Below are 6,382 nucleotides of genomic sequence, written 5' to 3' on the forward strand. Positions count from 1 at the left end.
CATACTTGGATATCGAGCTGTTGAAAAAATACGCGCCTTCTATTTATTTTGACCGTAATGAGCCTTTCTTTCCTGTCAAAGTCGGCGCTACCGTATTGACCGGACCTGGGGCGTCCCCTTCCTTCCCGCGCCTGTTCGATTTTAAACATCCAAAGCTTCAATATGTCATCGAGTACGCGATCTACTGGGACTACGATATTCAGCATTTGTATGAGCTTGAGCATGTATGGGTGTTCGTCGGCCATGACGGCGAGGTGTTGGATTGCGAAGCGAGCTCGCATGGCCGCTATATGAAGGGGCTGTTGAAAGACCGCAGTAACATCGAGGATGGCACGCATGTCAAGCTGTACTCCCAGCCGGGCAAACACGCTTTCTCTCCGCTTTTGGAGCTCTTTGAGCTGATTCCGAATTTATACACGTGTACGAACGAGGACGCCGGCAATATGGGATTGATCGTGACCGACGCATTCAAAGGCGTCTACGAGAGCAATGAGGAAATCGACCGGGTCGTCGAAACGTATTTGCAGACGTTCCGCTTCGTTCCTTCGATGGAATTTGTCCCTTATGCGATACCTGAAGCGCTGTATGTGCCATGGAGCGAATTATTCGTAGAAATACCGAAGCGCATCGAAGAGCGCATTGTGGAAATCTGCGCCGGCATAGAAAAGTAAGCAGGTAAGGCGGCCTGTTTCAAAAAGCGCATCGTTGTCCATACTGCTTAATGTTAGATATCACAGCATGCATATGGGGGCACTGAACGATGTTGGCTGTTCATCAACGCATGGCCGAATTATGGACGCTGCGCAGAGGGCGGGAGCTGACGAAGACAGAGCAGGATGAACTGATGCTGTGTCTGGAAGCGAACGCGACGTATGTGTGGAGTCGCTTGAAGCTCGATAATTTATCGCTTTGCGCGTCGCTGACAGGCGATTACGAGTGGCTGCATGAGATTTGCGAGCGCATTGAGAAGCTAGAACCCAAGCACTGACACGCCGGGGCTGATTGACGCATGTTGTCGATGGCCCCGCCGGCGCCGGTGCTTTTTTCCTTTTCTACCGAATGTCGGACGGGTATAATGGAATAGTCATCATATGGGAAAAAGGAGATTGCTGCATGTTAAGCTGGTACCAGCAACGGAAGAGCTCCACCAGAGGAATGCTGTTCCTCAGCTTGCTTCTGCTATTGGCGCTGCTCTGGCGCCTCATTATTGCTCCGATTTGGATCGGCTACGATACGGATGTGAAGACCTTTCTGGCCTGGTCCGATCGCGCCTATACGGTAGGGCTTTCCCAGCTGTATACTGATGCCAAAAGCTATTTTCTCGACTACCCGCCGGGCTATATGTACGTCCTGTATATGGTCGGCATGCTTCATCATAAGCTTTCGATTCCGTGGGAAAGCGCCGCGTCGCTCATGTTCCTCAAGATACCCGCCATCTTGGCGGATGTTGTAACCGCTTATTTGATTTATCGGCTGGCCTTGCAGGCGCAAGACGACGGCGGCCGGACATGGACGTGGCTGCAAGCATTCGGAATGGCCGCCCTCTTCGTCTTCGATCCGGCCATCTGGGCCAACTCGGCGATCTGGGGGCAAGTCGATTCTTTCTTCATGCTGTTTATTTTAGGCACGCTGTATAAGCAGCAGCAAGGCAAGCTTCCGCAGGCATCGGTGTTCATCGCGCTGGCGATTCTGCTCAAGCCGCAGGCTTTGCTGTTCGGCGTCTTCCTGCTGATTGACGTCATCCGCCGCCGCGATGTGATGACTTTCGTGCTCAGCGTGCTGAGCGGAGCGGCGACGATCATCATTTTGGCACTCCCTTTCGCGATTGGCCGGGGATACGGCTGGCTGATTGATCTGTATGCCGGAACGCTGTCTTCCTATCCGTACGCTTCCTTGAATGCTTTCAATCTGATGGCCTTGCTCGGCGGTAACTTCATCGATATGACCAAGAGCTTCATGCATATTTCTTACCAAAGTTTAGGTAATGTGCTGATGGCGTTGGCGATTATTTACACGTGCTGGTTATATATCCGCAGCAAAGGGCGGACAGGCGCCCTCTTCTATGTGGCGTTCCTGTTTATTACAGCCGTATTCATGGTTATGACCAAAATGCATGAACGCTATCTGCACTATGGACTGCTCCTGGCGCTGACCAGCTTTATTTATCTCAAAGACCGCCGAATCCTGTGGCTGTTCATCGGGTTCAGCTTCACTCATTTTATCAACGTAGCGGACGTGCTGCTGCGCAGTTTTCATCAGGATTACCACATTCCGCGTTACGACGCGTTGATGCTGGTGATTTCGGCGGCGAACGTTATTTTGCTGGGATACGCCAGTTTATTGGGATGGAGGCTTTTCGTGAATCGACAACTAGATGGGGAACAACTCGAGGAACAAGAGGAGCTGGAGGAACAGGAGGATCAGGAGGATCAGGAAGCCATCATCGCTAACGCATCGCACCCGGTTGTGGATCGAGCCCAAGATGCATTTTCTAAAAAGTGGGATGCCCTATTCAATGCTCCTGCAGATGAAATCGAGAGAAGCGGTAAAGGACGTTTTTTCAGCAAAAAAGATGCTTGGTATTTAGGCGGTTTAGTCCTGATCTATACGATCATTGCGCTATTCCACCTTGGCGGGCATAAGGACCCGGTTACTTTCTGGAAGCCTGAAAAGTCAGGGGAGTCCGTCATCGTCGATCTCGGCGCTCCGCATAACTTGACGCGAATCAACAGCTTTGCCGGCGTAGGCGAAGGCGCCTATTCATATTGGTTTTCTATGGATGGCAAGGCGTGGAAAGATCAAATGCCGGTCAAATCCGACCATACCAAAGTGTTCACTTGGACGACGGTTGAGCCTAAGATGGAAGCGCGCTACGTGAAAATCGCCGTCGATTCACAAGAAAGCGCCGCGCTGCATTTGCATGAGATCGGATTTTTTGGGGACGGCAGTTCAGCGATCATCCCCATTGCGCAAGTGATGGGGCAGGAAGTCAGCAGCGCTGACGAGGGCAATCCGGCGCTGCTCTTCGATGAGGCCGATACCGTGCCATACACGCCTACATATATGAACGGCTCCTATTTTGATGAAATCTACCATGCGCGCACAGCGTACGAGCATTTGCACAAGATCGAACCGTACGAAAGTACACATCCGCCGCTCGGCAAAATCTTGATTTCACTCGGCATCTATGTGTTCGGACTCAATCCGTTCGGCTGGAGAATCGTCGGTACCCTATTTGGCGTCGCTATGATCCCTGTGATGTACGTGTTCGCGAAGCGGATGTTCGGCCGCTCTGAATATGCGTTCATCGCCGCGTTTCTGTTGACCTTTGATTTTATGCATTTTGCACAGACACGGATTGCGACGATTGATGTGTACGGCGTATTCTTCATCATGCTGATGTTCTACTTTATGTACCGGTACACGACACTTAGTTTCTATCGCGAGAGGCTATGGACAACGTTAGTGCCACTCGGGTTGTCTGGTTTGTTTTTTGGCATCGGCGCCGCCTCCAAATGGATCGTGATCTATGGCGGAGCGGGACTGGCGCTGCTGCTGCTGCTAACCTTGATCGAACGCTATGGCGAGTATCGATTTGCCCGCCGTTTGTTGCGCGGGATCGTAAAAAAGCCTGGTGCATACGAGGAAGCGACGGACTTGTCGGAAACGGAGCTCAGTAGGCTGCAGACTGTTGAGAACAGCTTTGTCAAGAATACACTGCTGACGCTCGCTTGGTGTGTGCTTACTTTTGTCCTTATACCGGTTATTGTTTATGTATTAGCGTATATTCCGTTCATGATGGTGCCTGGACCGGGCCATGGCCTCAAAGATTTATGGGCCTACCAGGTGCATATGTACAACTACCATAAAAATCTCGTAGCGACACACCCGTTCTCCTCACCGTGGTGGGAGTGGCCGCTGATGCTGCGGCCGATCTGGTACTATCAAGCGAAGCTGATGCCGCCGGGCGTCGTTTCCAGCATTGTCTCCTTCGGCAATCCGCTCGTCTGGTGGCCGGGTTTTGTGAGCGTTCTGATGTCGTTCTATCTCGTCTTCAAGCGCAACGATAAAAAGCTGCGCCTGCTATTGATCGCGTACTGCTCGCAATATTTGCCTTGGATTCTCGTGCCAAGATTGACGTTCATTTATCATTATTTTGCGATGGTTCCATTCCTCGTACTGATGCTGGCTTACTATATCCAGGAATTTATGCAAGAAAAACCGCAGTCGATGGGCAGAAGGAACATCATCTATGGCTATATGGCAGCAGTCATCCTGCTGTTCATCCTGTTCTACCCCATCTTGTCAGGGATGATGGTTCCGGCGGCGTACACGTTCTTGCTCCGCTGGCTGCCGGGCTGGAATTTCTTTTAAAAGTATTGACGTTAAGGGAAGAGCGATGGTAAGATTATTCCAAGTAAATTACTATGGATTAATCAAGTCGACCGGACTGCTGGAGACTCCCCCCTTTGCTCGCAAGACAGAGGAGCGGAGTCTTTTTTGCACCACTAATGATGAAAATGGAGCGTGAATGACATGGCCAAAGTTGTAATTATCTCAGGCAGTCCTACACCAACATCGAGATTGCACGGCGTGATCGAAGCTGCCAAATCCGAACTGCTGCAAGCGGGGCTGGACGTGGAGTGGATCAAGGTTCGCGACATCCCGGCGGAAGATCTGCTGTACGCCAAGTTCGATAGTGAAGCGATCGTGAGTGCGAATAAGCTTGTTGCCGAAGCAGACGCTGTCTTTGTGGCTACTCCCGTATACAAAGCCGCTTACACCGGTGTGCTAAAAGCATTTCTCGACCTGCTCCCGCAAAAAGGGCTGGAAGGCAAACTTGTCCTCCCTCTGGCCGTAGGCGGAACGATTGCCCATTTGCTGGCCATCGATTATGCGTTAAAGCCGGTGCTCTCCTCCTTGGGGGCGCAGAACATTTTGCAGGGCGTGTACGTGCTCGATAAACAAGTGACTTGGGGCGACCAAGGCCAGGCCATTCTCGATGATGAGATTGCTGCTCGTTTGCACGAATCCGTCTCTGAATTCATCCAGGAAATTAAGTGGCATACAAGCCGTTCCTCTTAAAATAATTAGATCAGCCGTCACTAGCACCTTTTGCCAGTGGCGGTTTTTTGCGTGCCGGGCGGGTAGTCCCGTGATATAATGCTCATAGCACTCTATCTATTATTTTTGAAGGAGAGATTTCTGTTGTCTCAACCATCCTCAAGTTCCGTCCTGCTTGTTGACGGAATGGCTTTATTATTCCGTGGCTTCTACGCGACATCGTCGAGCGGCTACATTATGAGAACGACCTCGGGAACACCGATAAATGCGGTTTACGGGTTTCTGCGATATATGCTGGACGCGATTCAAACATTCAAGCCCACACATGTTGTCTGCTGCTGGGATATGGGAAGCAAGACGTTCCGCTCGGAGAAATTCGAGGCGTACAAAGCAAATCGCGGGGACGCTCCGGAGGAGCTGATTCCGCAGTTCGATTTGGTTAAGGAAGTGACGGAGAGCTTCAACATTCCGAATGTCGGCGTTTCCGGGTACGAAGCGGATGACTGCATCGGCACACTGGCCCGTACATACAGCACGCAAACGAAGGTGCAAATTCTTACCGGCGATCATGATATGCTGCAGTTGGTCAATGAAAATACCGAAGTGATCATCATGAAAAAAGGTCACTCCAATTATATGGTGTATAATCTGGAAACACTCATGGATGAGAAGAGCTTAACCCCGCCACAGATTATCGATCTGAAAGGGCTGACAGGCGATACGGCTGACAACTACCCGGGCGTGAAAGGCATTGGCGAAAAAACCGCGACCAAGCTGCTCATCGAATACCAGGACATCGATGGTATTCTTGAGAACCTGGCTTCGCTGCCTAAGGGCGTTCGCGCGAAGATCGAGGCAGAGCTCGACATGCTGCATTTGTCCCGTGATCTGGCACGGATCCGTCTGGATGCGCCGGTGGCCTGCGCACTGGAGGATTGCGAGTGGGCGATGGACCGCGACAAGGTCGTTCAGAAGTTCGAGGAAATTGACTACAAGGGCTTGATGCGATTGATTTGATTGATGAAACAAGGCTGATTTGGCCTTGTTTTTTTGTTTTGTTTGTTTGGCGTGGTGAGTGCCGGAGCTTAGAGCTGTCCAGCTGTCGGAGTGCCAACGCTAGTGGCTGCAGTCCGGTTTTGCCCAATTGCAGGCGTCCGTCGGGGGGAATGGTGGCTGTAGTCCGATTTTGCCTGATTAAAGCGAGCTGTTTTGGCGATAGGCGGCAATTTGGCCCCTGCAGTTCGGCAAAATCGGACTGGAGCGGAGTTTGAGCGTAAGCGCCCCTCTGTAACTGGGCAAAACCGGACTAGAGGGGGGG

General features: G+C 51.4%; 5 protein-coding genes. All 5 read left to right on the forward strand.

All coding sequences use genetic code 11. The annotated features are described in order from the left end of the window. Positions 1-5: 5 nt before the first annotated feature. Positions 6-671 (forward strand): hypothetical protein, encoded by a 666-nt coding sequence (locus O9139_RS01245; protein ID WP_270877619.1) that lies wholly within the window; start codon positions 6-8, stop codon positions 669-671. Positions 672-760: 89 nt separating this feature from the next. Beyond that, positions 761-988, forward strand: coding sequence for a DUF7667 family protein (locus O9139_RS01250; RefSeq protein ID WP_270877620.1), 228 nt, complete (start codon positions 761-763; stop codon positions 986-988). Between the two features lie 125 nt (positions 989-1,113). Then, on the forward strand, positions 1,114-4,374 hold the full coding sequence (locus tag O9139_RS01255) for a glycosyltransferase family 39 protein (RefSeq protein WP_270877621.1): 3,261 nt from the start codon (positions 1,114-1,116) through the stop codon (positions 4,372-4,374). Between the two features lie 162 nt (positions 4,375-4,536). Further along, the gene (ssuE, locus tag O9139_RS01260; RefSeq protein WP_270877622.1) at positions 4,537-5,085 is read left to right on the forward strand and encodes an NADPH-dependent FMN reductase; all 549 of its coding nucleotides are present in this window, start codon (positions 4,537-4,539) and stop codon (positions 5,083-5,085) included. 123 nt (positions 5,086-5,208) lie between these two features. Then, positions 5,209-6,081, forward strand: a complete 873-nt coding sequence (locus tag O9139_RS01265; RefSeq protein ID WP_270877623.1) for a 5'-3' exonuclease — start codon at positions 5,209-5,211, stop codon at positions 6,079-6,081. Positions 6,082-6,382: the final 301 nt, after the last annotated feature.

The sequence above is a fragment of the Paenibacillus aestuarii genome, from assembly GCF_027789125.1.
In the GTDB taxonomy this organism is placed as follows: Bacteria; Bacillota; Bacilli; order Paenibacillales; family NBRC-103111; genus Paenibacillus_E; species Paenibacillus_E aestuarii.